28 protein-coding genes are annotated in these 23,719 nt (G+C 66.1%); 22 read left to right on the forward strand and 6 right to left on the reverse strand.

The window, feature by feature from the left end; all coding sequences use genetic code 11:
- Positions 1-8 precede the first annotated feature (8 nt).
- The 8 genes from BMY30_RS07690 to rloA3 all read left to right on the forward strand — a co-directional run bounded on the left by BMY30_RS07690 (position 9) and on the right by rloA3 (position 6,773).
- Positions 9-356, forward strand: coding sequence for a Na+/H+ antiporter subunit C (locus BMY30_RS07690; protein WP_089712226.1), 348 nt, complete (start codon positions 9-11; stop codon positions 354-356).
- Positions 353-1,870: a Na+/H+ antiporter subunit D gene (locus BMY30_RS07695; protein WP_089712228.1), complete on the forward strand. Its 1,518-nt coding sequence runs from the start codon at positions 353-355 to the stop codon at positions 1,868-1,870. The genes BMY30_RS07690 and BMY30_RS07695 overlap by 4 nt, the downstream gene beginning before the upstream one ends.
- Positions 1,867-2,340: a Na+/H+ antiporter subunit E gene (locus tag BMY30_RS07700; protein WP_089712230.1), complete on the forward strand. Its 474-nt coding sequence runs from the start codon at positions 1,867-1,869 to the stop codon at positions 2,338-2,340. The genes BMY30_RS07695 and BMY30_RS07700 overlap by 4 nt, the downstream gene beginning before the upstream one ends.
- A gap of 177 nt (positions 2,341-2,517) precedes the next feature.
- Positions 2,518-2,787, forward strand: a complete 270-nt coding sequence (locus tag BMY30_RS07705; protein ID WP_089712232.1) for an MrpF/PhaF family protein — start codon at positions 2,518-2,520, stop codon at positions 2,785-2,787.
- Positions 2,780-3,187 carry a monovalent cation/H(+) antiporter subunit G gene (mnhG, locus tag BMY30_RS07710; protein ID WP_089712234.1) on the forward strand — a complete coding sequence of 136 codons (408 nt, stop codon included), beginning with the start codon at positions 2,780-2,782 and terminating at the stop codon, positions 3,185-3,187. The genes BMY30_RS07705 and mnhG overlap by 8 nt, the downstream gene beginning before the upstream one ends.
- Positions 3,188-3,463: 276 nt before the next feature.
- On the forward strand, positions 3,464-4,756 hold the full coding sequence (locus BMY30_RS07715; RefSeq protein WP_089712237.1) for a DASH family cryptochrome: 1,293 nt from the start codon (positions 3,464-3,466) through the stop codon (positions 4,754-4,756).
- A gap of 166 nt (positions 4,757-4,922) precedes the next feature.
- The gene (locus tag BMY30_RS07720; protein WP_425283427.1) at positions 4,923-6,200 is read left to right on the forward strand and encodes a lytic murein transglycosylase; all 1,278 of its coding nucleotides are present in this window, start codon (positions 4,923-4,925) and stop codon (positions 6,198-6,200) included.
- Between the two features lie 21 nt (positions 6,201-6,221).
- Positions 6,222-6,773 carry a retropepsin-like aspartic peptidase RloA3 gene (gene rloA3, locus BMY30_RS07725; protein WP_089712240.1) on the forward strand — a complete coding sequence of 184 codons (552 nt, stop codon included), beginning with the start codon at positions 6,222-6,224 and terminating at the stop codon, positions 6,771-6,773.
- Positions 6,774-6,779: 6 nt separating this feature from the next.
- On the opposite strand, the gene BMY30_RS07730 is transcribed toward rloA3, so the two are convergent.
- Entirely contained in the window at positions 6,780-7,493 is a 714-nt protein-coding gene (locus tag BMY30_RS07730; RefSeq protein ID WP_089712242.1) for a 16S rRNA (uracil(1498)-N(3))-methyltransferase, read from the reverse strand.
- A gap of 113 nt (positions 7,494-7,606) precedes the next feature.
- Between BMY30_RS07730 and phaR the strand changes: the two genes are divergently transcribed.
- The 6 genes from phaR to coq7 all read left to right on the forward strand — a co-directional run bounded on the left by phaR (position 7,607) and on the right by coq7 (position 11,865).
- Entirely contained in the window at positions 7,607-8,071 is a 465-nt protein-coding gene (gene phaR / locus BMY30_RS07735) for a polyhydroxyalkanoate synthesis repressor PhaR (protein WP_089712244.1), read from the forward strand.
- Between the two features lie 70 nt (positions 8,072-8,141).
- Positions 8,142-9,437 carry a phosphoribosylamine--glycine ligase gene (purD, locus tag BMY30_RS07740; RefSeq protein ID WP_089712246.1) on the forward strand — a complete coding sequence of 432 codons (1,296 nt, stop codon included), beginning with the start codon at positions 8,142-8,144 and terminating at the stop codon, positions 9,435-9,437.
- A 38-nt stretch (positions 9,438-9,475) separates the two neighbouring features.
- A complete protein-coding gene (locus BMY30_RS07745; protein WP_089712247.1) occupies positions 9,476-9,910 on the forward strand; it encodes an acyl-CoA thioesterase in 435 nt (144 codons plus the stop codon).
- Positions 9,910-10,782 carry a phosphoribulokinase gene (locus tag BMY30_RS07750; protein ID WP_089712249.1) on the forward strand — a complete coding sequence of 291 codons (873 nt, stop codon included), beginning with the start codon at positions 9,910-9,912 and terminating at the stop codon, positions 10,780-10,782. The genes BMY30_RS07745 and BMY30_RS07750 overlap by 1 nt, the downstream gene beginning before the upstream one ends.
- Before the next feature lie 30 nt (positions 10,783-10,812).
- A complete protein-coding gene (locus BMY30_RS07755; protein ID WP_089712251.1) occupies positions 10,813-11,154 on the forward strand; it encodes a histidine triad nucleotide-binding protein in 342 nt (113 codons plus the stop codon).
- A gap of 72 nt (positions 11,155-11,226) precedes the next feature.
- Positions 11,227-11,865 (forward strand): 2-polyprenyl-3-methyl-6-methoxy-1,4-benzoquinone monooxygenase, encoded by a 639-nt coding sequence (coq7, locus tag BMY30_RS07760; protein WP_089712253.1) that lies wholly within the window; start codon positions 11,227-11,229, stop codon positions 11,863-11,865.
- A 245-nt stretch (positions 11,866-12,110) separates the two neighbouring features.
- On the opposite strand, the gene BMY30_RS07765 is transcribed toward coq7, so the two are convergent.
- The 3 genes from BMY30_RS07765 to BMY30_RS07775 all read right to left on the reverse strand — a co-directional run bounded on the left by BMY30_RS07765 (position 12,111) and on the right by BMY30_RS07775 (position 14,432).
- A complete protein-coding gene (locus BMY30_RS07765) occupies positions 12,111-12,530 on the reverse strand; it encodes an OsmC family protein (protein ID WP_089712255.1) in 420 nt (139 codons plus the stop codon).
- Between the two features lie 217 nt (positions 12,531-12,747).
- On the reverse strand, positions 12,748-13,410 hold the full coding sequence (gene murU / locus BMY30_RS07770; RefSeq protein ID WP_089712257.1) for an N-acetylmuramate alpha-1-phosphate uridylyltransferase MurU: 663 nt from the start codon (positions 13,408-13,410) through the stop codon (positions 12,748-12,750).
- Positions 13,407-14,432: an aminoglycoside phosphotransferase family protein gene (locus BMY30_RS07775; protein ID WP_089712260.1), complete on the reverse strand. Its 1,026-nt coding sequence runs from the start codon at positions 14,430-14,432 to the stop codon at positions 13,407-13,409. The genes murU and BMY30_RS07775 overlap by 4 nt, the downstream gene beginning before the upstream one ends.
- Positions 14,433-14,599: 167 nt before the next feature.
- Between BMY30_RS07775 and BMY30_RS07780 the strand changes: the two genes are divergently transcribed.
- From BMY30_RS07780 to BMY30_RS07815, 8 genes are all read left to right on the forward strand, one after another.
- Entirely contained in the window at positions 14,600-17,047 is a 2,448-nt protein-coding gene (locus tag BMY30_RS07780) for an LPS-assembly protein LptD (RefSeq protein WP_089712261.1), read from the forward strand.
- 58 nt (positions 17,048-17,105) lie between these two features.
- Positions 17,106-17,765 carry a SurA N-terminal domain-containing protein gene (locus tag BMY30_RS07785; RefSeq protein ID WP_089712263.1) on the forward strand — a complete coding sequence of 220 codons (660 nt, stop codon included), beginning with the start codon at positions 17,106-17,108 and terminating at the stop codon, positions 17,763-17,765.
- Positions 17,765-18,805 carry a 4-hydroxythreonine-4-phosphate dehydrogenase PdxA gene (pdxA, locus tag BMY30_RS07790; RefSeq protein ID WP_089712266.1) on the forward strand — a complete coding sequence of 347 codons (1,041 nt, stop codon included), beginning with the start codon at positions 17,765-17,767 and terminating at the stop codon, positions 18,803-18,805. Before BMY30_RS07785 ends, pdxA begins: the two co-directional genes overlap by 1 nt.
- Positions 18,806-19,063: 258 nt before the next feature.
- Entirely contained in the window at positions 19,064-19,882 is an 819-nt protein-coding gene (rsmA, locus tag BMY30_RS07795) for a 16S rRNA (adenine(1518)-N(6)/adenine(1519)-N(6))-dimethyltransferase RsmA (protein ID WP_089712267.1), read from the forward strand.
- Entirely contained in the window at positions 19,879-20,277 is a 399-nt protein-coding gene (gene apaG / locus BMY30_RS07800) for a Co2+/Mg2+ efflux protein ApaG (RefSeq protein ID WP_089712269.1), read from the forward strand. Before rsmA ends, apaG begins: the two co-directional genes overlap by 4 nt.
- A 57-nt stretch (positions 20,278-20,334) precedes the next feature.
- A complete protein-coding gene (locus BMY30_RS07805; RefSeq protein ID WP_089712271.1) occupies positions 20,335-21,159 on the forward strand; it encodes a symmetrical bis(5'-nucleosyl)-tetraphosphatase in 825 nt (274 codons plus the stop codon).
- A gap of 29 nt (positions 21,160-21,188) precedes the next feature.
- A complete protein-coding gene (gene glpE / locus BMY30_RS07810) occupies positions 21,189-21,512 on the forward strand; it encodes a thiosulfate sulfurtransferase GlpE (RefSeq protein ID WP_089712273.1) in 324 nt (107 codons plus the stop codon).
- Between the two features lie 3 nt (positions 21,513-21,515).
- Positions 21,516-22,694 (forward strand): tRNA nucleotidyltransferase/poly(A) polymerase-related protein, encoded by a 1,179-nt coding sequence (locus BMY30_RS07815; RefSeq protein WP_089712274.1) that lies wholly within the window; start codon positions 21,516-21,518, stop codon positions 22,692-22,694.
- Positions 22,695-22,697: 3 nt separating this feature from the next.
- Here BMY30_RS07815 and folK read toward each other — a convergent pair whose 3' ends face one another.
- Both folK and folB read right to left on the reverse strand, forming a co-directional pair.
- Positions 22,698-23,216 (reverse strand): 2-amino-4-hydroxy-6-hydroxymethyldihydropteridine diphosphokinase, encoded by a 519-nt coding sequence (gene folK / locus BMY30_RS07820; RefSeq protein ID WP_089712276.1) that lies wholly within the window; start codon positions 23,214-23,216, stop codon positions 22,698-22,700.
- Positions 23,216-23,581, reverse strand: coding sequence for a dihydroneopterin aldolase (gene folB, locus BMY30_RS07825; RefSeq protein ID WP_089712278.1), 366 nt, complete (start codon positions 23,579-23,581; stop codon positions 23,216-23,218). Before folB ends, folK begins: the two co-directional genes overlap by 1 nt.
- Between the last annotated feature and the right edge of the window lie 138 nt (positions 23,582-23,719).

The raw sequence follows: 23,719 nt of genomic DNA on the forward strand, positions 1-23,719 counted from the left end.
GAGGCACCATGGAACCCTTGATGGCCATCACGATCGGCATTCTCTTTGCCGCCGCCATCTACATGATGTTGCGTCGATCAATCGTCAAGCTGGTGATCGGGCTGATGCTGCTCTCGAACGCCGCCAACCTGCTGATCTTTGCCACCGCCGGGATGGTGCGAGGGGCGCCGCCGTTGGTGCCCGAGGGGCTCAGCGCCCCCGAGGGCATGGTAGCCGACCCACTACCCCAGGCGCTGGTGCTCACTGCCATCGTCATCGCCTTCGGGGTGCTGTCATTTGCCGTGGTGCTGGTGCGCCGCGCCTGGGAGATCGTGCGTGCCGATGACCTGGATAAGATGAAGGATACCGACACGTGAATCCCCAGATCGCGCTGCCCATCCTCATTCCATTGCTGGCGGGGGCCGTGTCGCTGGTGTTCTGGCGCTCCCGGAGCATGCAGCGATTCATTGCCGTGGCCGGTACCGGCAGCCTGCTGCTGACCAGCCTATGGCTGCTGACCACGGTCAACCGTGACGGCATCCTGGTGATGCAGATGGGTGCCTGGCCGGCCCCCTTCGGCATCAGCCTGGTGGCCGATCTGCTGGGGGCGATCATGGTGGTGCTTACCGGCATCATCGGCTTCGCTGTGGCGCTCTTCTCGCTGGCCACGGTGGGGCGCGGCCATGAGGCCTACGGCTATTTTCCGCTGATGCACCTGCTGTTGGCCGGGGTCGCCGGAGCCTTCCTCACCGGCGACATCTTCAACCTCTACGTGTGGTTCGAGGTGATGCTGGTGGCGTCATTTGCGCTGCTGATACTGGGTAGCGAGAAGGCGCAGATGGAGGGAGCAATCAAGTACGTCACCCTCAACCTGGTCTCCTCGGTGACCTTTCTGGTCGCGGTGGGGTTGCTCTACGGCATGGTGGGCACGCTGAACATGGCCGACATTGCCCGTCGTCTGGCGACCTTGGAGGACGACGGCATGGTCGATGTCCTGGCGATGATGTTCATGGTGGCCTTCGGCATCAAGGCGGCGGCCTTCCCGCTGTTCTTCTGGCTGCCGGCTTCCTACCACACCCCCCCGGTGGCCGTTTCAGCGCTGTTTGCCGGTCTGCTGACCAAGGTCGGGGTCTATGCGCTGTTCCGGGTGTTCACGCTGATCTTCCACCAGAGCCCGGGCTATACCCACGAGATCCTGCTGTGGGGGGCGGGATTCACCATGCTCTCCGGGGTTCTAGGGGCGGCGGCGCAGTTCGAGTTTCGGCGCATCCTGTCGTTCCACATCGTCAGCCAGATCGGTTACATGATCTTGGGGCTGGCGCTGTTCACCCCTCTGGCGGTCATCGGCGGGGTCTTCTACATCATGCATCACATCATCGTGAAGACGAACCTCTTCCTGGTCAGCGGCATCGTCCACCGGCTGCGCGGCACTTACCAGCTCAAGTCGTTGGGTGGCTTCTATCGAAGCCATCCCTGGCTGGCCGTGCTGTTTCTGATCCCGGCACTCTCTCTGGCCGGCATGCCGCCGCTCTCCGGTTTCTTCGCAAAGTTCATCGTGATCCGTGCAGGCATCGAGGCCGAGGCCTACGGGGTGACCTTCATCGCCTTGCTGGTGGGGCTGCTCACCCTCTACTCGATGGTCAAGATCTGGGCCGAAGTGTTCTGGAAGTCGACGCCTCCGGAGGGCGACGTCGACCCCTATCCCGCGGTCAATCCGCGCGAGATGTGGCTGATGTTGGTGCCGGTGGTCGGTCTGGCGTTGTGCACCCTGTTTATCGGTCTCAATGCCGAGCCCATCTACGCCCTGGCCGAGGCCTCGGCCGACCAGCTGCTGGCCCCCGAGCGCTATATTGAGGCCGTGCTCGGCGAGACGGGGGAGGTGATGCCATGATGGGCGCTGCCTGGAACCTGCTGCTGGGTTTTGCCTGGATCGTGCTTACCGGCGACTTCAGCGGCCGCAACCTGCTCGCCGGGCTGCTCTTCGGCTATTTGGTTTTGGCGCTGATCCAGCCCCAGGTGCCGGCGCTGGCGGGGCATGCCCAGCGGCTGCCGCGGCTGATCCGCTTCGTCGGCTTCTTCCTAAAGGAGCTGGTGATGGCCAACCTCAAGGTCTCCTATGACATCGTTACTCCGCCCTGGTACATGAAGCCGGGGGTGATCGCCATGCCCCTCAAGGCCAGGACCGAGTTCGAGATCGCCTTCGTCGCCAACCTGATCTCGCTGACGCCTGGCACCCTGAGCCTGGATGTCTCCGACGACCGCCGTGTGCTCTACATTCATGCCATGTTCCTGGACGACGAACCGGCGCTCAGGCGGAGCCTGGCGGAACTGGAGCGCCGGGCGCTGGAGCTATTTCACTAGGCTTAGACTTAAACGGCGGCGAGCGAAGGTCAGACAAGGCAAAAAACGTCGAAAAGACGTACTGGGCTCGCACACGAGTTTACGGGGTGTAAATGAGTACTTTGAGTCGATTTTTAACGCCGCATGGTCGAGCGCAGCCAGTTTTCGGTCAAAGCCTAAGTGAAAGGAGGTGGCCACGTGTCTAACGTCATCCTGCTCAGTCTGGCGGTGATGAGCCTGGCCCTGTGCCTGGTCTTCGTCCGCCTGTACCGTGGCCCCAGCCTGCCGGACCGGGTAGTGGCTCTGGAGCTCTTCTCGTCGATCCTCGTCGGCGTCATCGGGGTGATCGCTATCGCCACCGACGTGCCGAGCCTGCTGGACGTGGCCATCGTCATGGCGCTGATGGCATTCATGGCCACCATCGGCTTCGCCCGCTTCCTGGAACGTGGGGGGCCCCGGGATGACTGAGTTCCTCAAGGGCGGTTTGATATTGGCCGGCTCCATCTTCATGTTGGTGGCAGCGCTCGGGGTGCTGCGCCTGCCCGACCTGCTGACCCGGATGCACGCCACCACCAAGGCCGCGACCCTGGGCGCCACCCTGATCATGCTGGCGGTAGCGCTGCATTTCGCCCAGGTGGCAGTGGTGGCGAGGGCCTTCGGCGTGATTCTCTTTATCATGATGACCGCGCCGGTGGCGGCCCATGTGATCGGTCGTGCGGGCTATTTCGTCGGCTCTCGGCTGTGGAGCGGTACGCTGAAGGACGAACTCAAGCCCAACTACGACCCCTTGACCCACCAGCTCAAGAGCCACCGGGAGACCGAGGCCAACGCCGCCCGGCCCCAGTGCGACTCCGATGATGCCTCCTGATCCTCGTGTGACCCTTACATCTTCGTGAAGGCCGCCTGCGGGCGGCCTTCTTCATTACGCCTCCATGGTGACGGAGTATCATGTACAGTAGCTGTACATAGAAATATTTCTGTCCATGATTATGTGTCATCAAGGGGGTGTCATGGGTCGCATTCCGGCTCTGTACGGCCAAGACCTTGTTCGCCGGGGAGAGCCCTGGCGCCAGCGTGATGCAGGGGCCATTCGCCAGGGCCGTGTGCGCCGGCATCGCCCGGTGCCGGCTGCCAGGAGGCGGGCATGAGCACCGAAATCGCCTGGTTTCGCCACGACCTGCGCCTGGCCGACAATCCGCTGCTGGACTTTCAGACCCCACCCGAGCAGTTGATCTGCGTCTACGTGCTCGATATCCGCTGGCTGGAGTCGCCCCTGCCCGGACTGGCGGCACGGCGGATCGGCCCCGCACGCCTTCAGTTCCTCTGGCAGAGCCTGATCGAGCTGCGTGGCGAACTGCTCAAGCGTGGCAGCGACCTGCTGGTGCGTATCGATGATCCTGTGACGGTGCTCGCTGACCTCGCCGAACGGAACGGAGCATCCCGGGTCCATGTTCGCCACGATGCCGGTTTTGACGAGGAAAGGGCGGTATCGGCACTCGTTGCCGAGCTCTCGCGGCATTGCGAGGTGGTGCAAACCGAGGGGGGCATGCTGTTCGATGCGGCGAGCCTGCCCATCGACGTGGCCGACGTGCCGCCGAGCTTTTCGGGCTTTCGGCGGCGAGCCGAGAAGTCCTGGCAGGTTCCCGAGAGTCGCCTCGCCCCCGTGACTCTGCCGCCTTGGCCACGAGACGCTGCCCGCGGGCTGCCACCACTTCGCGAGGTGAGTCCCGAGGCCGCCGGCTGGAAATCCGATCCGCGCGGCCAGTTCCGGTTTGCGGGAGGGGAGGCGGCCGGGCAGGCCCGGCTCGATCATTACCTGTGGGATACCGCGGCCTTGGCGCACTACAAGCAGACCCGTGATGGCTTGCTGGGTGCCGACTTCTCCACGCGGCTCTCGCCCTGGCTGGCCCAGGGGTGCCTCTCGGCGCGCCAGGTGCATGATGCGGTACGCGCTTGGGAGGCCAGGCACGGCGCCAACGACTCGACCTACTGGGTGATCTTCGAGCTCCTGTGGCGGGACTATTTCCACTGGGCGGCGCATCAGGAGGGGCGTACCCTGTTCGGGGTTCGTGAGCTCCCGTTACTCAGTGACGACGTTCGCGCCTGGTGCGAAGGCCGTACCGGGGTTCCCTTCGTGGATGCCGCCATGCAGGAACTGTCCGCTACCGGCTGGCTCTCCAACCGGGCGCGCCAGAATGCAGCGAGCTTTCTGGTGCGCAACCTTGCCGGGGACTGGCGCCTGGGCGCGGCCTGGTTCGAGCACTGCCTGATCGATTACGACATCGCCAGCAACTGGGGCAACTGGCGCTACGTGGCAGGGGTGGGGCGTGATACCCGTCCGCGTGCCCTGGATGTGCACGCTCAGGCCGGATACTACGATCCCGACGGCGCCTATGCGGCCCAATGGTTGGCATCATCCACACCCTTTTTCCCGTAGGTCCCATGAGACGAGCATCGATTCCCCCGTTGCCGCTGTGGCTCGGCCTGCCAGGTGTTGTGGATATGGTGTTTCTGAGAAAGTTGAACGGGCTGGCCTGGTGGCCGGTTCTGGGCGATGATCGGGCGGACCATGGAAATGTCCTGCAGGAGCGACGATGAGACGGATGCTGACCACCCCTCTGCTGCTGGCTCTGCTGGCCGGTTGCCAGGCCGCGCCCTCTAGTGAGGCCAACGAAGCTGGGGCGCAGACACGCCCTGCGACGATGGACGCTGTGGCTGAGGCTGAGACTAAGGCCGAGCACGAGGCTACCGAGCCCACGGCTCCGACAGACTTCGCGAGCTGGCTGGCCCGTTTCCGGCGTGAGGCGCGAGCGGCGGGCATCGGCGAGGCGACCCTGGCGCGGGCCCTGGATGGCCTGCGCTATCGTCCACGGGTGATTGAGCTCGACCGCTCCCAGCCCGAGTTCGTGCGACCCATCTGGCAATACCTCGATAGTGCCGTGTCGCCGACCCGGGTGACTACTGGGCGGGAGCGCCTAGATGCGCATCGTGCCACGGCCCGGGAGATGGAACGGCGCTACGGGGTGCCCGCCGAGGTGATCGTTGCCATCTGGGGCATCGAGAGCAACTACGGCGGTAACTTCGGCAACTTCTCGACCCTCGAAGCCCTTGCTACCCTGGCCTACGATGGCCGCCGACGTGACTTCGCCCGCGGCGAGCTGCTTGCGGCGCTGCGGATCCTGGACGCGGGTGATATCTCCCCCGAGCGCATGCAAGGCTCTTGGGCCGGTGCCATGGGACATACCCAGTTCATTCCCTCTAGCTTCGAAGCCTATGCCGTGGATGGCGATGGCGACGGGCGGCGTGATATCTGGGGCAGCATCCCGGACGTGATGGCCTCCACTGCCAACTACCTCGACCGGGCCGGCTGGCATGCGGGAGAGCCCTGGGGGGTTGAGGTTCGCCTTCCCGATGGCTTCGACTACGCCGACACCGAGCTCTCCACTCGTCGCCCCAGCCACGAGTGGGCCGAACGCGGTGTGCGCACCCTGGATGGGGAGTCGTTGCCCGACTTCGCGGCGGCGTCGGTGATCGTGCCCGGCGGCGCGGCGGGCCCTGCCTTCCTTGTGGGCCCCAACTTCCGCGCCATCCTGCGCTACAACAACGCTACCAGCTACGCCCTGGCAGTGGGCACCCTGGCTGATGAGATTGCCGGCCGGGAAGGCGTGGTGCAGAGCTGGCCCCGGGCGGAGCAGCCATTGAGCCGAAGTCAGGTGCGCGAAATGCAGCGCCTGCTCAATCAACGTGGCTTCGAAGTGGGCGCGCCGGACGGCATCATGGGCCCCAATACCCGTCGGGGCCTGCGCGAATTCCAGGCCGCCATCGGCACCACACCGGATGGCTTCGCCACCCTCAACCTGCTAGAGCGCCTGAAGCGCTGAGCCCCTGACCCGGAGGAGACGATGACCCTGAGACGTTACGGTATGCCACTTCTGGCCGCCTTGTTGCTGAACACCGCGTCTCCGACCATGGCCGGAGACAAGGACAAGGTGTTCGGCTGGGTGGAGAAGGCGACCCTGCAGCCTTGGGGCGTCGAGGTAAAGGCCAAGCTCGACAGCGGTGCGCTGACGTCGTCACTGGACGCTCGTGATATCGAGGTCTTCGACAAGGAGGATGAGGAGTGGGTCCGCTTTCGCCTCAGGCTCGAGGACCAGGCCAGCGATGATACCTTCACCGAGCGCATGGAGCTGCCGCTCTATCGGGACCTTCGAGTGCGCGGCGCGGGCGGGACCGATGAGCGGCCGGTGGTGCTGATGAATATCTGCCTGGGAGATACCGTCTACGAGGAACAGTTCGGGCTGCGCGACCGCGAGGAGATGAACTACCCGCTACTGCTCGGGCGCCGCTCCATCGGCCACCTGGGCCTGCTCGATGTGCGCGAGACCTTCCTCAACGAGCCCGACTGTGACGACGACGCCCCCTTCGTTGCTCACGACCCGGAGGAGAACGCCTAGCCCGGGTCAGAATAGCCGTGCCAGCAGGGCCGTCACTGCGGTTTCGACTCGCAGGATGCGCGGGCCCAGGTGGATGCCCTTGCAGCCTGCGGCTAGCAACTGCTCCACTTCCCAGGGGATGAAGCCTCCCTCCGGTCCCACCAGCAGCAGCACGGGCTCGTCGAGGCCGCGGGGGCAGTCCCCCGGCATGCCGGGATGGGCCACCAGGCCCCTCCGGTCAGCCAGCAGGCTCGGCAGCTGGTCCTCGACGAAGGGGCGAAATCCCTTGGCCAGAGTCACTTCCGGCAGCCGGGTATCGCGGGCCTGCTCCAGGCCAAATACCAGGTGGCGCTGGATCTTATCATCACCGAGTTCCGGCGACTGCCAGTAGCTCTTCTCCACGCGGCGGGTATTGAGCAGGGTGATGTGCTTCACGCCGAGCGCGGTGACGTGCTCCAGGGTGCGTGCCAGCATTCGTGGGCGGGGCAGGGCGAGCACCAGGTGCACCGGCAGTGGCGGCGGCGGGCCCTGGTTCAGGGCAGCGATATCGAAGAGTGCCTCATCGTCGCTCAGGGCGAGCAGCTTCCCGCGCCCCAGGCACCCTCCTTCAATGCCCAGCGTCATGAGGTCGCCGGGTCTAGCCCCGTGCACCTCGCGCAGGTGGGCCAGGCGCCGCGGGTCGTGGACCCGGACCAGGCGGTCGTTCTCGATGTCATCGGGAGAGAGCAGGATCAGGTTCATGACGCCTCGCCGCGTTGGAGACTGAATGATGGCTATGCCTTGCATGGATGGTGTCGCGGTGCACAATGGCCGTACAGGGGCAGCCGCCCCTTCGTATAACAAGGAGCAGCGCCGTGCGCGTGATTCGCAAGTATGCCAACCGCAGGCTCTATGATACCGAACAGAGCCGCTACGTGACCCTCGAGGATCTGCGCGGCCTGATCATCGACGAGGTGCCCTTCCGCGTGGAGGATGCCAAGAGCGGCGAGGATCTTACCCGCACCATCCTGCTGTCGATCATCATCGAACAGGAACAGGCCGACGGTGATGCGCAGGTGTTTTCCAACGACCTGCTCGCCCAGTTCATCCGTGTCTATGACATGGCCCAGCCCTTGCCCCTGTCCCGTTATCTGGAGCAGGGCACCAAGCTGATGCTCGAGCAACAGCAGCGCGTGCAGGACCAGTGGCAGCAGGCCATGCGACACTCGCCCCTGGAGTTCATGCGCGAGCTGACCGAGGAGAACATGAAGTTCTGGCAGAAGACCATCAACCAGGCGGATTCCTCGGACGAGGACGACAAGGGTAGCGGCAAGCCCTGAGCGGCGTATCGGGTGAGTTTCTGACATAATGCCGCGATGTTTCTGGCACGGTTGTGAGGTAGTACAGCGGATGAAAGTCCTGATCATCGGCGGCGGCGGCCGCGAACACGCCCTGGCCTGGAAGGTCGCCCAGTCCCCCCGGGTGGCGACCGTCTTCGTGGCCCCCGGCAATGCCGGCACCGCCCGGGAACCGGGTCTCGAGAATGTCGACATCGGCGTCTCCGACCTGGCGGGCCTGGTGGCCTTCGCCCGGGAGCAGGGTGTGGCGCTGACCATCGTCGGGCCCGAGGCGCCGCTGGTCGAGGGCGTGGTCGACCGCTTCCGCGAGGCGGGCCTGGCGATCTTCGGACCGACCGCCGGCGCGGCACGGCTCGAGGGCTCCAAGGCCTTCTCCAAGGATTTCCTGGCTCGTCATGCCATTCCCACCGCCGACTACCGCACCTTTACCGCGGTCGAGCCGGCCCTCGCGTATCTCGAGGAGAAGGGCGCACCCATCGTCATCAAGGCCGATGGCCTGGCCGCCGGGAAGGGCGTCTTCGTCGCCGTGACCCTTGACGAGGCCGAGGCCGCGATCCGTGACATGCTGGAGGCCAACGCCTTCGGCGATGCCGGGGCCCGGGTGGTGATAGAAGAGTTCCTCGAGGGCGAGGAGGCGAGCTTCATCGTCATGGTCGATGGCGAGACGATCCTGCCCATGGCCACTAGTCAGGACCACAAGCGGGTCGGCGACGGCGACAGCGGCCCCAATACTGGCGGCATGGGCGCCTACTCCCCGGCGCCGGTGGTTACCGAGGAGGTCTTCGAGCGCATCATGGCGCGAGTCATCCGGCCCACGGTGCGAGGCATGGCCGAGGAGGGGCATGCCTATACCGGCTTCCTCTACGCCGGCCTGATGATTGACGCCGACGGCAACCCCAAAGTGATCGAGTACAACTGTCGCTTTGGCGATCCCGAGACCCAGCCGATTATGCTTCGCCTGCGTTCCGATTTCACCGAGCTGTGCATGGCCGGAGCCCGCGGTGAACTGGCCGGCTATGCCTGCGACTGGGACCCACGTGCCGCGGTGGGCGTGGTGCTGGCTGCCGGTGGCTACCCGGGCAGCTACCGCAAGCATGACCCCATCGCGGGGCTCGATGCCGCCGAGGCCATCGGCTGCAAGGTCTTCCATGCCGGCACCGCCGAGGATGGTGAGGGTCGAGTGGTTACCGCCGGGGGTCGGGTGCTCTGCGTCACCGCCCTGGGCGAGGGCGTCGGGTCTGCCCGCGACCTGGCCTACCGGGGCGTGGCCGAGATCGCCTGGCCCGGTATGCTCTACCGCCGCGATATCGCCCATCGGGCCATCGCGCGGGAACGGTGTGACGCCTGACGGCGTGCGGTACCGGCACAACGAGATCAGGAGCGATGATGGAGCGTGTCAGACTGAGTTTTCCCGTGGATGATGTGATGCACCGCCATCCGCTGACGGTACGTATCACTGACATGAACTACGGTCGTCACCTGGGCCACGATGCGCTGGTGTCGCTGCTGCACGAGGCTCGCGTGGCGGCGCTCGCCTCGCGGGACCTTCACGAGTGGGACCTGGGCGGCTATCCCTGCGTGGCGGCGGATCTCGCCGTGCAGTACCAGGCCGAGACGCGCTGGCCCGATGCCCTGGTGGTGGAGACGGCCATCCCCGAGCCGGGACGCAAGGCCATTGGCATCTACCATCGCATCCTGCGCGAGGCTGATGGTACAACGGTGGCCACGGCGCGCATCAACTTGATGCTGGTCGACCCGCAAAACGGACGACCGGTCGTGATCCCCGCCGACGTGCGGGATGCTCTGGCAGGAGCGAACTGATGTCCCGGGAGTATCCGATCATCGCCCTGACCGGCTCTTCCGGTGCCGGCACCACCACGGTGAAGCGTACCTTCGAGCGTATGTTCGCTCGGGAGTCCGTGCATGCCGCCTTCGTCGACGGCGATGCCTTCCACCGCTATACCCGGCAGGAGCTGGCGCGGATCATCCTCGACGAGCCCGAACGCAAGGACGAACTCTCCCATTTCGCCGTGGAGGCCAACCTGCTCGACCGGCTGGAGGTGCTGTTCCAGGAATACGGCGAACATGGCAATGGTACCTCCCGTCACTATATCCATGCCGAAGACAAGCAGATGATCGAGGCCGGCTATCAGGTGGGTACCTTCACCGAATGGCAGCCGCTGCCCTTCGGCACGGACCTGCTGTTCTACGAGGGCCTGCACGGGGGGCTGGTCACCGCCGAGCTCGACATCGCTCGTCACGTGGACCTGTTGGTGGGCGTGGCACCGACCATGAACCTGGAGTGGATCCAGAAGATCGATCGCGACATGCGCCACCGCGGCTACTCCCAGGAGGCGGTGATCGATACCATCCTGGGGCGCATGAACGACTATGTACGCTATATCCAGCCACAGTTCTCGCGCACCCACATCAACTTCCAGCGGGTGCCCACGGTGGATACCTCCAACCCCTTCGAGGTGCAGGACATCCCTATCGACGCCGAGTCCTTCGTGGTGATCCGCTTCCGCGACCCGGCCACGGTAGACTTCCCTTACCTGCTGGCGATGATTCAGGATGCTTTCATGAGCCGTCCGCACACCCTGGTGGTGCCCGGATCACGGCTGTCGCTGGCCATGGAGCTGATCCTGGGGCCGCTGGTCCGCCACCTGCTCGCCCAGCGGCGCTTTCGTTGAACCCAGCCCCGACCGAGAGGAATGACTCCCATGGATTGCCTGTTCTGCAAGATCATTGAGCGCGAGATTCCCGCCGATATCGTCTACGAGGACGACGCGGTGCTGGCCTTCAACGACATCAATCCCCAGGCACCGACCCATATGCTGATCGTGCCCAAGCAGCATATCGCCACCCTCAATGACATCGAGGAGGGCGATCTGGCGCTGGTCGGCCGGTTGCAATACACCGCAGCGAAGCTGGCGGCGGAGAAGGGCTTCGCCGATGAGGGCTACCGGGTGGTGATGAACTGCAACGACCAGGGTGGCCAGACCGTCTTCCATATTCACATGCACCTGATGGGCGGACGTCGCTTCACCTGGCCGGCTGGCTAGCCGGCGCCCTGCGGCTCGCGCCGCGCGCAACCGGGCTTTTGACGCATCGGATGCCTTCTCGAGAGACATGCCATGACCCTTTCCCGCACCGACAACCTGATCCACCAGTTCGATACCGTGTTGAGGACCCTGGTGCCCCACGCGGCGGCGCCCTCGCGTCCCTCGCCGGCCACCGCGGATATCCACGATGCGCCGATGAGCGATGAGGAGCGTCGACACGCCGCCGGGCTGATGCGCATCAACCATACCGGCGAGGTGTGTGCCCAGGCCCTCTATCAGGGCCAGGGACTCACCGCCAAGCTGCCGGAGGTGCGCGGCCAGATGGAGCAGGCCGCTCAGGAGGAGATCGACCATCTGGCCTGGTGCGATGCGCGGCTGCAGGAACTGCATGACCGGCCCAGCCTGCTCAACCCGCTGTTCTATGCGGCCTCCTTCGGCCTCGGCGCCACCGCTGGCGTCGTGGGTGACCGGATAAGCCTGGGTTTCGTGGCTGCGACCGAGGAGCAAGTCGGCCACCACCTGGAAGATCACCTGGTCAAGCTGCCGCCGGTCGATCAGCGCTCACGGGCGGTGCTGCGCCAGATGGCCATCGACGAGGCCCACCATGCCCAGCTGGCTCTGGAGGCCGGTGGTGCCCGTTTCCCTGCCCCGATCAAGCTGGGCATGAAGCTGATGTCGAAGGTGATGACCAAGAGCGTCTACAAGCTTTGAAAGCGCCAAGCTACAAGCGCCGAGCGCCAAGTCGCCCTTCGGGCAGCGACAAGCGCCCAGCCGCTCAGTGACGGGCGGCAGGTGTCGAGGAAGCAAACGAGCAACCCCGCGGATGTCGAGTCCGGCGGGGTTGCTTCGTTGACGTCAGCATTGGCAGTGACATCATCCTGCGGCGCTCGGCGCTCGGCGCTCGGCGCTCGGCGCTCGGCGCTCGGCGCTCGGCGCTCGGCGCTCGGCGCTCGGCGCTACTCTTCGACAATGGTAAAGGAGTGGGTCATCTCGACCCCGCCCTTGACCAGCATGATCGAGGCGCTGCAGTACTTCTCGGCGGAGAGCTCCACGGCACGCGCCACCTGCTTCTCCTTCAGCCCCTTGCCGGTGACGGTGAAGTGCACGTGGATCTTGGTGAACACGCTGGGCACGGTGTCGGCGCGTTCGGCTTCGAGGCTGGCCACGCAGTCGGTCACCGGGGCGCGGGATTTCTCGAGGATCTCCAGCACGTCGAAGGAGGTGCAGGCGCCCATGCCCATCAGCAGCATCTCCATGGGCCGCGGGCCGGTGTTGCGGCCGCCGTGGTCGGGTGGGCCGTCGATCACCACGCTGTGGCCGCTACCGCTCTCGGCGATGAATTGACGACCATCAGTCCATTTCACGCTGGCTTTCATGATGCAGGCATCCTTACTCGGTTCTCAGGCAGCTTGCTCGGGTCTGATCCGTCGACAAGCCTGCGGGGAGGCGCTGTGAATACATCCTTGTACGCTACCGACGCCGTCCATGGCGTAGGACCTCCCTTACGGCTTGTCCCCGGCGTCCCTCGCTCCGGAGGCTGCTACTAGGGTGATCAAGCGAAGGCAGTCAGCATAGCAGCTGCGGCTCCTATGCTCAGCTTCGAAGGCGGCGGTCGAGCTCGGCAAGCCGCTCGGGCGTGCCCACATCGATCCAGGCGCCGCGGTGGTGATGGCCGCCGACGCGCCCCTCGGCCATGGCACGCCTGAGCAGGGGCGCCAGAGCGAAGGCCCCCGGGGGCTCGTCCGCCACCAGTGCCGGGTCGAGCAGGCTGATACCGGCGAAGGTCAGGCGTGGCTCGCCGTCGGCATGCACCCGTCCGTCGGCATCCAGGTGGAAGTCGCCCTGGGGGTGGTGGTCGGGATTGTCCACCAGCACCAGTCGTGCCAGGTCGTCGCCCAGAGCGGGCAGCTCGGCGGGGTTCAGGTCGCACCAGGTGTCGCCGTTGACCAGCAGGAAGGGCGCCTTGCCGAGCAACGGCAGCGCCTGGCGGATGCCGCCGCCGGTCTCCAGCGGTGTTGCCTCCTGGCTCCAGGCGATGCGCACCCCGAAGGCACTGCCGTCACCCAGCGCCGCGATGATCTGCTCGGCGCGGTAGCTGACGTTGATGACCACCTCGGTGATACCGCCCGCCCGCAGTCGCTCAAGATGATGGACGATCAGTGGCTTGCCACCCACCTCGAGCAGCGGTTTGGGGCAGTGGTCGGTGAGCGGACGCATGCGGGTACCGAGTCCCGCGGCCAGGATCATCGCCCTCATGTACCGGCCTCCAGGCGCGCCGCCAGCGCCGGTCGGAAGGTGTCGACGAGCCAGGTGTGGAAGGCGTCATGGCCGGGCAGGTCGTCGAGGCTGTCCTCCAGGTGACCGAGGAAATGTGGCAGCCGCTCGAGGTAGCCCTCTCGCTCGTCGCGAAGGGTCAGCCTGCAGAAGATGCCCAGTACCTTGAGCGCGCGCTGGGCGGCCATGGCCTGAACCTGGCGGTGGAAGGTCGCGGGCTCGACGTCTCCTTTCAGCCGGCCCTCGGCGATGGCGCGCCCCCGGAAGTCCTCCACCCAGGTGGCGAAGCGGGCCGGGGGAAAGCGGCAGTAGCGACCGCGCAGCAGCGAGATCAGGTCATAGCTAATGGGTCCCGCCACGGCGTCCTGGAAGTCGATCAGGTACAGGCTGTGGTCGCACACCATCAGGTTCATGGCGTCGAAGTCGCGATGCACCGCGACCACTGGTTGTGCCAGGGCTTGGGCAATCAGGGCCTCGCGCAGTGTCTCCCAGCCAGGCGGGGCGGCCATGCCTAGCCACTCACCGAGGCACCAGTCGGGAAAAAGGTCGAGCTCACGCCCGAGCAGGGCGGCATCATAGGTGGGCAGGCCCTCGACGGGGGCGCGATTCTGCAGCGCGTGGATCAGTTCGAGGGCGCGCTCGTGCCAGGCCAGGGTGTCGGGGGCATCGTCGCCCTGGAAGCACTCCTGCAGCGGGGTGTCGCCCAGGTCATCGAGCTCGATGAAGCCTTCCGCCAGGTCCACGCCATGCAGGCCCGGCACCGGCAGGCCGGCCGAGCGCCACTGTTCGGCGATGGCTACGAAGGACTGGATTTCCTCACGGTCGGGCGGGGCATCCATCAATATGCGGGTGGTGCCGTCGGGCAGTTGCAGGCGAAAGTAGCGCCGAAAGCTGGCGTCGCCGGCCGCGAGTCGCACCGCGATGGCGGACACGGGGAACGCGTGCCGGTGAGCAGCCCACTGGCGCAGGCGGTCTACTCGCGTGGGGTCGGTGGCCTGTGGCATCGTCCTCTGGCTCCTTCTGTGAGAAAAGCGGGTGCAGTTGACGGCCCCGTGAGGTCCCCGCATGCTGAGTTCCCGACATCGTCGGCGATGGCAGGGCCCATGCCGGCAGGACAGGCCGGACGCGGCCTGTATAATACCGATTCACCCCGCCGAGGACATCGTGGAGCATGGGCAAGCGACTCTTGTGGACATGGACGGCCCTGGCAGGCCTGGCCTGTACCGGCCTGGCGAGCGGGCCCCTGGTGGCGGCGCCGCCCGAGTCGCTGTCGGCAGACCAGCTGGACTGGCAGCCCTGGGGTGACGATCGCCCCGCCGGCGCAGTGTGTCGCGGTCATTACGTGATGCCAGACTACCGGCTACCGCCGCCGCCCGGCGAGAAGGTCGCCAGCGAGTCCGACCGCGCCGACTACGGAGAAGATGGCGAGACGACCCTGGGGGGCGAGGTGCTGCTGCGCCGCGGCGAGGCTCAGCTCGAGGCGCCGAGGGTGCGCGTGCCCGGTAGCCGCGAGACCGCCTATGCCGAGGGGCCACTGACACTGCGCGACAGTGGCCTGCTGGTACGTGGTGACGCCGCCGAACTCTCGCTGAACAGCGATGCCGCCAGCATAGACAGCGCTCACTACGTGGCGCATGAGCAGCGCCTGCGCGGCGATGCGGTGCGTCTGGCACGCCTTGAGGATGGCCGCTATCGCCTCACCGAGGCGAGCTTCACCACCTGTGAGCCGGACAGCGACCTCTGGCGTCTGGTGGGCAGCGACATCCTGCTCGACCGCGAACGTGGCGTCGGTACCGCGACCCACGCTCGGCTGGAGGTGGGCAAGGTGCCGGTCTTCTATTGGCCCTGGGTGCGTTTCCCCCTCGACGAACGTCGCCAGACGGGTTTCCTGTGGCCGACGATCGGCCTTTCCAACGATTCGCTGGACTATACCCAGCCCTTCTACTGGAACATCGCCCCCAACCATGATGCCACGCTGACGCCGCGCTGGATCAGCGACCGCGGCCTGCTGCTGGGCGGCGAGGTCCGCTACCTCTTCTCGCAGGATGCGGGGCAGTTCGAGGGGGCCTATATCGCCGATGATAGCGCGGCGGGGGATGATGCATCCGACGCCTCGGACCTGGAGAACGGCGATGCTCGCTGGTACCTCGATTATCGCCATGCGGGACGCTTCGATGCCCGCACCCGCTACCAGTTGCGCTACGGGGCGGCCAGCGACGGACGCTACTTCGAGGACTTCGGACGCGGCTTCGGCGAGGGTGATACTGCCAGCATGCCACGGCTTGCCCAGCTCGATCATCGTGGCGACGTCTGGCAGCTGCAGGCCAGGGCTCAGGGTTACCAGAAACTCGACGACCCGTTGCTCGACCGCGACAAGCCCTTCTACCGGCTGCCCAGTCTGACCGCCAATGCCCGCTGGTCACAAAACAACGGCTTCTATCAGCAGTGGCTCTCCAATGTCACCCATTTCTGGCGAGACGTGGATGAGACTCAGGTGTCCATTCGCGAGGCGGCCAACGGAACCCGTCTGCATCTATCGCCGGCCACGGGCTGGCGCTTCGATGAGCCCTGGGGCCACCTGGAGCCGCGCCTCGAGTGGCTCGCCACCGCCTACCAGCTCGACTACGGCGAGCGAAACACCGAGCGCGACGAGGGCCTGACCCGCAGCGTGCCCGTCGGCACCCTTGATGGTGGTCTGGTGTTCGAGCGCGAGCTGGAGCTTGGCGGCCGCGGCTATCGCCAGACCCTGGAGCCGCGTATCAACTATGCCTATGTGCCGGCCCGGGATCAGACTGAGTTCCCGAACTTCGACACGGCCGAACAGGCCTTTTCCTGGAACCAGCTGTGGTCTCCGTACCGCTTCTCGGGGAGCGACCGGGTGGGCGACCTCAATCGCATCTCTCTGGGTCTCGATTCACGGCTGCTGGCAGATGCGAGCGGGCGCGAGCGGCTCTCTGTGGGCGTGGGGCAGGCCTATTACCTGGATAATCGTGCCATCGACATGGATGGTGATCCCGACAAGTCTGGCCGCGATGATTATGCGAATTTCACTAGTTACTATCGGGCGACGCGAGATCGCTCGCCGCTGGTCACCCGGGCTGACTGGCAGCTCACCGATAACTGGCGTTCGCGCTGGCAGTGGCTCTATGACGAGCATCTCGAGCAGACCGAGAGCACCTCGCTGGCCCTGGAGTATCGCGCCGATGCCGGTCACGTTCTGAACCTAGGCTATCGCTGGCAACTCCAAGGCTTCGACCCGTCCCAGGAAGACGAGGATGTGGTCACCTACAACCGTGAGGAGGTCGACCTCTCGTTCGCCTGGAAGGCCAGTCGCCGCCTGGACCTGATCGGCCGGCTGCTCTACGACAACACCAACGACCGTGCCCTGGAGCAACTGGCGGGTGTCCAGTGGAACGACTGCTGCTATGGTCTGCAGCTGGTCTGGCGTGAGTGGATCGACGACAGCGATACCGCGAACACCATCGAGGATGATCTCACCGATCGTGGGATCTTCCTGCGCTTCGTGTTCAAGGGGCTGGGCGGTGTCGGTGGAGAGGCCGACAGCTACTTCGAGGAGGCGATTCCGGGGTATCGGGCCACCGCCTTCGGCCGGCGCTGATTTTCGCCCTCTGGCATTCGCCCCCCTGACATTCGATACGACGAGAGGAAAGAGAGACATGCGCAGTCGACATATCGCCACCCTGGCAGTGGTTCTTTGCCTGGCCGTCCTGCCCCTGGCGGGGCAGGCGCAGGAAGACGGTTACGCGGATTCCCAGCCGCAGGGTCGCCAGACACTGGATCGCATCGTGGCGGTGGTCAACGATGGCGCCATCATGCATAGCGAGCTCGAGGCGCGCGTCGCCCAGACGCGTAGCCAGATCGCCCGCCAGCAGCAGGAAGTTCCCAGTGACAGGGTCCTGCGCGAGCAGATTCTGGATCGCATGATCGTCGAGGAGATCCAGCTGCAGCTGGCCCGTGAGGCCAACCTGAGCGTCGACGACACCGAGCTCAACGGCCAGGTGCGGTCCATCGCCGAGAACAATGGCATGACGCTGGATCAGTTCGCCGATGCCCTCGAGGCCGATGGCCTCTCGCTCTCCGTGGTCCGTGATCAGGTCCGCCGTGAACTGATGATGCGCCAGCTGCAGCAGCGCCAGGTGGCCAGTCGCGTCAACATCTCCGAGCGGGAGGTGGATCGCTTCGTGGAACAGGAGGGGGCCACTCGTGAACAGGCTCGCCAGGCCCTCTTCCAGCGCAAGGTCAACGCCGAGATGGAGGAATGGATCCAGGAGATTCGTAGCCGGGCGTTCGTCGACAACCGCCTCGCGGATCGCTGATGGAACCGGGCGACGCCCCGGTGCTGGCCCTGACTTGCGGTGAGCCGGCAGGCATCGGGCCGGAGCTGGCGGTGATGCTGGCGGCCGACGGGACGCTCTCCGCCAGGGTGGTGGCAGTGGGCGACCCGGCCCTGTTGGCGGAGCGCGCCGCCATGCTCGACCGCCAGTTGGATATCCGAGTACTTGCGCCTGGTGAGAGCCCGCCGGCGCCGCGCCAAGGGCTATTGCCGGTCTGGCCCGTGGCGTTGCGGGCTCCCTCGCAAGCCGGTGTGCTCGACACCGCCAATGCCGACCATGCACTGGAGACTCTGGATGTCGCGATCGACGCCTGCCGTTCCGGCCGGGCCGCGGGCATGGTCACGGCCCCGCTGCACAAGGGCGTGATCCTCGACGCCGGCCATGCCGGCTTCACCGGCCACACTGAGTACCTGCGCGATGCCTGCGGGGTGGACGAGGTGGTGATGATGCTCGCCACCGACAGCGCCCTGCATGCCCATGAGACGGGCTGGCACGGAGATTCTGCCCTGCGGGTGGCGCTGGCCACCACGCACCTGCCGCTGCGCGAGGTGGCCGACGCCATCACCGCGCCACGGCTCCAGCGCCTGCTGCGCGTCCTCCACGCTGACCTGCATCGCCGATTCGGCGTGTCGGTACCGCGCATCGCCGTCTGCGGCCTCAATCCCCACGCCGGGGAGGGCGGCCACCTGGGTCGCGAGGAGCTAGACGTGATCATTCCGGCCCTGGAGGCGTTGCGGGCCGAGGGGCTGGTCCTTGACGGCCCGCTGCCCGCCGATACCCTGTTCACCCCTCGCCACCTCGAGGGTATCGATGCGGTGCTGGCCATGTACCATGACCAGGGACTTCCGGTACTGAAGTATGCCGGCTTCGGGCGCGCCGCCAACATCACCCTGGGGCTGCCCTTCGTGCGCACCTCCGTGGACCACGGCACCGCCCTCGACCTGGCCGGCACGGGGCGCGCCGACCCCGGCAGCCTGCGGGTCGCCGTGGCCCTGGCCGTCGAGATGGCGCAGCGTGCCTAAAGGGGCGCCGGGGATAGACCGAAGAGGAGGTCCTACGCCAGGGGTGAGGAGCATTGCTCCGAACGGGCTGGCCATGGATGGCCAGCACCGGACCTGCGAGCGGAGCGGGACGCGAGAGCGCCGCAGGGCGTCGGTAGCGTACAAGGATGTATTCACAGTGCCTCCGCGATGGTCCGGCACCCCGGGTGTTGTCACCAGATTAGCCCCGAGTTGATGTCAATATCGCATCCAAGACTAGAGATAGAAGGACGACCCTGAATGGCATCCCGCCCCCCGGTTCATCAGGCCCGCAAGCGATTCGGCCAGAACTTCCTGCGCGACCCCCGTATCATCTCGCGCATCGTGCATGCCATCTGGCCCCGCCCCGGCGAGCGGCTGGTGGAGATCGGCCCCGGCCAAGGAGCCTTGACCGAGCCGCTGCTCGACGCCGCCGGCGGCCATCTCGAGGTGATCGAGCTCGACCGGGACCTTATCCCCGGTCTGCGCGTGCAGTTCTTCGATAAGCCCGGCTTCGTCATTCACGAGGGCGATGCCCTGAAGGTGGACTTCCGGGCCTTGAAGGGCGAAGGCGCTGCGCTGCGGATGGTGGGCAACCTGCCTTACAATATTTCCACGCCTTTGATCGTCCATCTCCTCGAGGCCGGCGACGCCGTGGCCGACATGCATTTCATGCTGCAGAAGGAAGTGGTTGACCGCCTGGCCGCCGTGCCCGGCGGCCCCGACTGGGGGCGGCTCTCGGTGATGGCCCAGTACCACTGTCGAGTCGACGCACTGTTCACGGTGCCACCCGAAGCCTTCGTGCCGCGCCCCAAGGTGGAGTCAGCCATTATCCGCTTTACTCCCCACCAGACCCTGCCATATCCGGCGCGTGACGAAGGGCTGCTCTTCACCCTGGTGCGAGAGGCCTTCGGCCAGCGGCGCAAGACCCTGCGCAACAACCTCAAGGGTCGTATCGGCGCCGCGACCCTCGAGTCATTGGACATCGATCCGGGACGGCGGCCACAGACGCTCGGCATCGAGGAATTCGTGCGTATCGCCAACCACCTGGCTGCGGCCGGGCAAGGAGAGGCCTCATGACCTTGACCACCCCGGAAGGGCTGGACCAGACCATCCATGTCGATGTGGCGCCGGATTTCTGCCTCGAGGAGTCCGCGCCCGACGAGCAGCGCTTCGTCTTCAGCTACACCGTCACGGTGCACAATACCTCCCGGCACAGCGTGCAATTGCTCGCCCGCTACTGGAGGATCACCCAGGGTAGCGGCAAGGTGCAGGAGGTGCGCGGCAAGGGGGTGGTGGGCCAGCAGCCGATGATTGCTCCCGGCCAGACTTTCCGCTACACCAGCCGGGCAATCCTCGACGGCCCGGTGGGCGTGATGGAGGGCGCCTATACCTGCGTCGACACCGCCAGCCAGCGTCCTTTCGAGGTGGCCGTGGCCCCCTTCCGGCTGGCCGGCCCCAATCAGGTGCACTGATCCCATCGAACCGATCCCTTCGAATCGACACTCTCTACTAGACTCCAGGGAGCCGCGATGACCACTTATGCCATTGGCGATCTGCACGGCTGTCACGACGAGTTCGTTGCTCTGCTCGAACAGCTCGACTTCGACTCGAGTCGCGACCATCTGTGGCTCGTCGGTGACCTGGTCAACCGCGGCCCCAGCTCGCTTGCCTGCCTGCGTGAGGTGATGGCGCTGGGCGAGTCCGCCACTACCGTGCTCGGTAACCACGATCTGCACCTGCTGGCGGTAGCCCGCGGTGGTGGCCGGGAAAATCGCAAGGACACTCTCTCGGCTATCCTGGCTGCTCAGGATCGCGAGTGCCTGCTCGACTGGCTGCAGTCGCGTCCGCTGCTGGTGCGTCGGCGATCCGAGGGGCTGGACGATACCGTCATGACTCACGCCGGCCTGCTGCCACAGTGGTCGCTCGATCAGGCCGCGGAGCTGGCCGGCGAGGCCGAGTCACGTCTCTCTGGCGAAACAGCCGGCGCCTTCCTCGAGCGGATGTACGGCAACACCCCGGCCTGTTGGCGCGACGACCTTGACGGCATCGACCGCCTGCGGATGATCATCAATGTCTTTACTCGCATGCGCTTCATCGATGCCGGCGGGTGTCTCGAGTTCGCCGCCAAGGAGGGGCTCGATAGCGCGCCCGGGGGCTTCGCTCCCTGGTTCCAGTTTCCTCGAGACGACGATCCCTGGCTGCTGTTCGGCCACTGGGCTGCTCTACAGGGCGAGGCTTCGGCGCGCCGGGTGCGCGCCGAGGCGCTGGACACCGGCTGCGTCTGGGGTAGCCGCTTGACCGCCCTGGACCTCGAGAGTGGCAGGCGCATCAGTGTTCCGAGCCGCCAGCGCTGAGTTTCCTCTTCCCTGATCACGAGGCTGCCATGACGACTTTCCAGCATCTCGATATCTCGACCCTGGCCCGTTGGCTCGATGAGCGACGAGGACTGGCGCTGGTCGACATCCGCGATCCGCAGAGCTTCGCCCAGGGTCATATCCCCGGCAGCCGTCCCCTGGACAATGACACCGTGGGTGCTTTCATCGAGGAGGCGTCGCACGAGGCGCCCCTGGTGGTGGTCTGCTACCACGGCCACTCCAGCCAGCAGGCGGCGGCCTGGCTGGCCGGGCAGGGCTTCGCCGAGGTCTACAGCCTCGATGGCGGCTTCACCGACTGGCAGATTCGTCACCCCGACCGCGTGGAGCGCTGACCTATGTCCAAGACCAGGGCCAAGCCCAAGACGGAGGATCCGCACTTGCGTGGGCTAGAGGTCTACCGGGTCGGTGGGGCGGTGCGCGACGCCCGGCTCGGCTGGCCGGTCAAGGACACTGACTGGGTAGTTGTGGGGGCCACCCCGGAAGATATGCGCCGGCGGGGCTTCAAGCCGGTGGGGCGTGACTTCCCGGTCTTCCTGCACCCGGAGAGCCACGAGGAATTTGCCTTGGCGCGCACCGAGCGCAAGTCCGGCCACGGTTACACCGGCTTCGAGGTCCATGCCAGCCCCGAGGTGACCCTGGAGGAGGACCTGGCGCGCCGTGACCTGACCATCAATGCCATGGCCGAGACCCCGGAGGGTACTCTGGTCGACCCTCACGGCGGCATGGCCGATCTGCAGGCACGGCAACTGCGTCACGTGTCGCCGGCCTTCGTCGAGGACCCGCTCAGGGTGCTGCGCACAGCGCGCTTCCTCGCCCGCTACGCTGGCCTGGGTTTCGTCATCGCCGAGGAGACCCGTCTGCTGATGCGCGAGCTGGTGACGAGCGGCGAGCTGGCCCATCTGGTGGCCGAGCGCGTCTGGACCGAGACCGAGAAGGCGCTTGACGAGCCCTGGCCGGAAGTCTATTTCCAGGTCCTGCACGACTGCGGCGCCCTGGTGGTGCTGATGCCCGAGCTCGCGGCCGACGCTGAGGCTCTCGACGAGGCGCTCGGTCGCCTGCACCGGTTGCCGGAGGACATCGAGGCCGAGTTACAGGCCCGCTGGCGCTGGGCCCGGCTGGTGGAACACCTGGATGATGAGGACCGTAACGCCCTGGCCGAGCGGTTACGCCTGCCCCGCGTCCATCGTGAGCTGGCCAGCCAGGCGGCCCGCACTCGCACCCTGCTGGCTCGGGTGGCGCGTCACGGTCTGGACGGTGCCCAGGTAATGGCCTGGCTCGACGGCATCGACGCCTGGCGCCGCGGTGACCGGGTGGCGCCGTTGATCAGCCTGGTGAGCCTTGAGGACCCGCAGCTGGCCGAGGACCTGGCCCTGGCCTGGCGCCTGGCTCAACAGATTCTGCCGAAGGCGTTGGTGGCCGAAGGCTACCAGGGGTGCGAACTGGGCGAGGAGCTGGCCCGGCGGCGCTGGGAGGCCATCGACGGTGCGCTCGCTGATCCCGACGGTAGGTCCTGAGGCTCAGTCTGCCGTGGAAATGTGTCGGCCCTGCCAGACGAAGTCCACTGGCCAGAGGCGCTGGCTGCCGGTCTCGAAATCGCTCCAGTGGTCGCGGTAGGTCCGTCCGGTGAGCGGGTGGCGGGCATCGGGCAGCAGTTCGGCCAGCGGCTTCAGCACGAAGGCATGGTGGAGGATCTCGTCGCGGGGCAGCTCGACATCATCGCGGATGCCGGTCAGCTCGCCAACGGTCAGCAGGTCGATGTCCAGGGTGCGGGGGCTGAACTTGGGGACCCCCTTGTGACGGCCGTTGGCGAACTCCAGTCGCTTGCACCAGGCCTGTAGTTCTCCCACCGGTAGATCGCTGTCGAAAGCAGCCACCAGGTTGTAGAAGTTGCGGCCATCCTCGAAGCCCACGGGCTCGCTCTCGAAGACCCGCGAAATGGCAAGTGCGTCGAAGGTCGCGGCCAGGGCATCCAGGCAGATCCGCACATGATGGTCGCGCTCGATGTTGCTGCCGATGCTGATGGTAATCAGGGCCATCAGGCGCTCTCCAACCGGTGGCCGCGCTCGATACAGACGCCTACCGCCGCGGCACCGGGCACGGCACCGGGCTTGCGCACGGTGAGGCGCAGCCAGGAAACGGCGAATTCGTCGCGCAGGGTCTCGGCCAGTCGCTCGGCGAAGGTCTCCACCAGGGCGACGTCATGCTCGGCGGCAAAGACGTTGATGCGCTCGCTGATAGCGGCGTAGTTCAGGGTCAGGCCGATGTCGTCAACGGCGGCCGCGGGGCGGATATCTGTGCCCAGCGTCAGGTCGAGCTGCAGCGTCTGGGTGATGCTGCGCTCCCAGTCATAGACGCCGATCACGGTGTCCACCTCGAGCGCTTCGATCAGCACAAGATCCATCGGGGCTCCCCGGGCCATTGGAATTTGCGGACCTTGCGGTCCGCCTGCACGTGCCCGATTGTACGCCAGCCATGTCTCTGGCAACACCGGTGGGGCTCCGACCTGTCCCGCGCTGTCCATGGCTGGCAGAATCATGGT

Source organism: Halomonas daqiaonensis (assembly GCF_900109725.1).
GTDB lineage: Bacteria > Pseudomonadota > Gammaproteobacteria > Pseudomonadales > Halomonadaceae > Halomonas > Halomonas daqiaonensis.

Bases quoted from the DNA above. Each gene is read 5' to 3' on its own strand.
- folB (WP_089712278.1), bottom strand. From the start codon at position 23,581: ATGGATCTTGTGCTGATCGAAGCGCTCGAGGTGGACACCGTGATCGGC.
- BMY30_RS07750 (WP_089712249.1), top strand. From the start codon at position 9,910: ATGTCCCGGGAGTATCCGATCATCGCCCTGACCGGCTCTTCCGGTGCC.
- glpE (WP_089712273.1), top strand. From the start codon at position 21,189: ATGACGACTTTCCAGCATCTCGATATCTCGACCCTGGCCCGTTGGCTC.
- coq7 (WP_089712253.1), top strand. From the start codon at position 11,227: ATGACCCTTTCCCGCACCGACAACCTGATCCACCAGTTCGATACCGTG.
- folK (WP_089712276.1), bottom strand. From the start codon at position 23,216: ATGGCCCTGATTACCATCAGCATCGGCAGCAACATCGAGCGCGACCAT.
- murU (WP_089712257.1), bottom strand. From the start codon at position 13,410: ATGAGGGCGATGATCCTGGCCGCGGGACTCGGTACCCGCATGCGTCCG.
- BMY30_RS07720 (WP_425283427.1), top strand. From the start codon at position 4,923: ATGCTGACCACCCCTCTGCTGCTGGCTCTGCTGGCCGGTTGCCAGGCC.
- BMY30_RS07785 (WP_089712263.1), top strand. From the start codon at position 17,106: ATGCGCAGTCGACATATCGCCACCCTGGCAGTGGTTCTTTGCCTGGCC.
- apaG (WP_089712269.1), top strand. From the start codon at position 19,879: ATGACCTTGACCACCCCGGAAGGGCTGGACCAGACCATCCATGTCGAT.
- mnhG (WP_089712234.1), top strand. From the start codon at position 2,780: ATGACTGAGTTCCTCAAGGGCGGTTTGATATTGGCCGGCTCCATCTTC.
- BMY30_RS07745 (WP_089712247.1), top strand. From the start codon at position 9,476: ATGGAGCGTGTCAGACTGAGTTTTCCCGTGGATGATGTGATGCACCGC.
- BMY30_RS07755 (WP_089712251.1), top strand. From the start codon at position 10,813: ATGGATTGCCTGTTCTGCAAGATCATTGAGCGCGAGATTCCCGCCGAT.
- BMY30_RS07805 (WP_089712271.1), top strand. From the start codon at position 20,335: ATGACCACTTATGCCATTGGCGATCTGCACGGCTGTCACGACGAGTTC.
- rloA3 (WP_089712240.1), top strand. From the start codon at position 6,222: ATGACCCTGAGACGTTACGGTATGCCACTTCTGGCCGCCTTGTTGCTG.
- BMY30_RS07775 (WP_089712260.1), bottom strand. From the start codon at position 14,432: ATGCCACAGGCCACCGACCCCACGCGAGTAGACCGCCTGCGCCAGTGG.
- BMY30_RS07715 (WP_089712237.1), top strand. From the start codon at position 3,464: ATGAGCACCGAAATCGCCTGGTTTCGCCACGACCTGCGCCTGGCCGAC.
- BMY30_RS07780 (WP_089712261.1), top strand. From the start codon at position 14,600: ATGGGCAAGCGACTCTTGTGGACATGGACGGCCCTGGCAGGCCTGGCC.
- rsmA (WP_089712267.1), top strand. From the start codon at position 19,064: ATGGCATCCCGCCCCCCGGTTCATCAGGCCCGCAAGCGATTCGGCCAG.
- BMY30_RS07765 (WP_089712255.1), bottom strand. From the start codon at position 12,530: ATGAAAGCCAGCGTGAAATGGACTGATGGTCGTCAATTCATCGCCGAG.
- BMY30_RS07700 (WP_089712230.1), top strand. From the start codon at position 1,867: ATGATGGGCGCTGCCTGGAACCTGCTGCTGGGTTTTGCCTGGATCGTG.
- BMY30_RS07815 (WP_089712274.1), top strand. From the start codon at position 21,516: ATGTCCAAGACCAGGGCCAAGCCCAAGACGGAGGATCCGCACTTGCGT.
- BMY30_RS07730 (WP_089712242.1), bottom strand. From the start codon at position 7,493: ATGAACCTGATCCTGCTCTCTCCCGATGACATCGAGAACGACCGCCTG.
- pdxA (WP_089712266.1), top strand. From the start codon at position 17,765: ATGGAACCGGGCGACGCCCCGGTGCTGGCCCTGACTTGCGGTGAGCCG.
- BMY30_RS07690 (WP_089712226.1), top strand. From the start codon at position 9: ATGGAACCCTTGATGGCCATCACGATCGGCATTCTCTTTGCCGCCGCC.
- purD (WP_089712246.1), top strand. From the start codon at position 8,142: ATGAAAGTCCTGATCATCGGCGGCGGCGGCCGCGAACACGCCCTGGCC.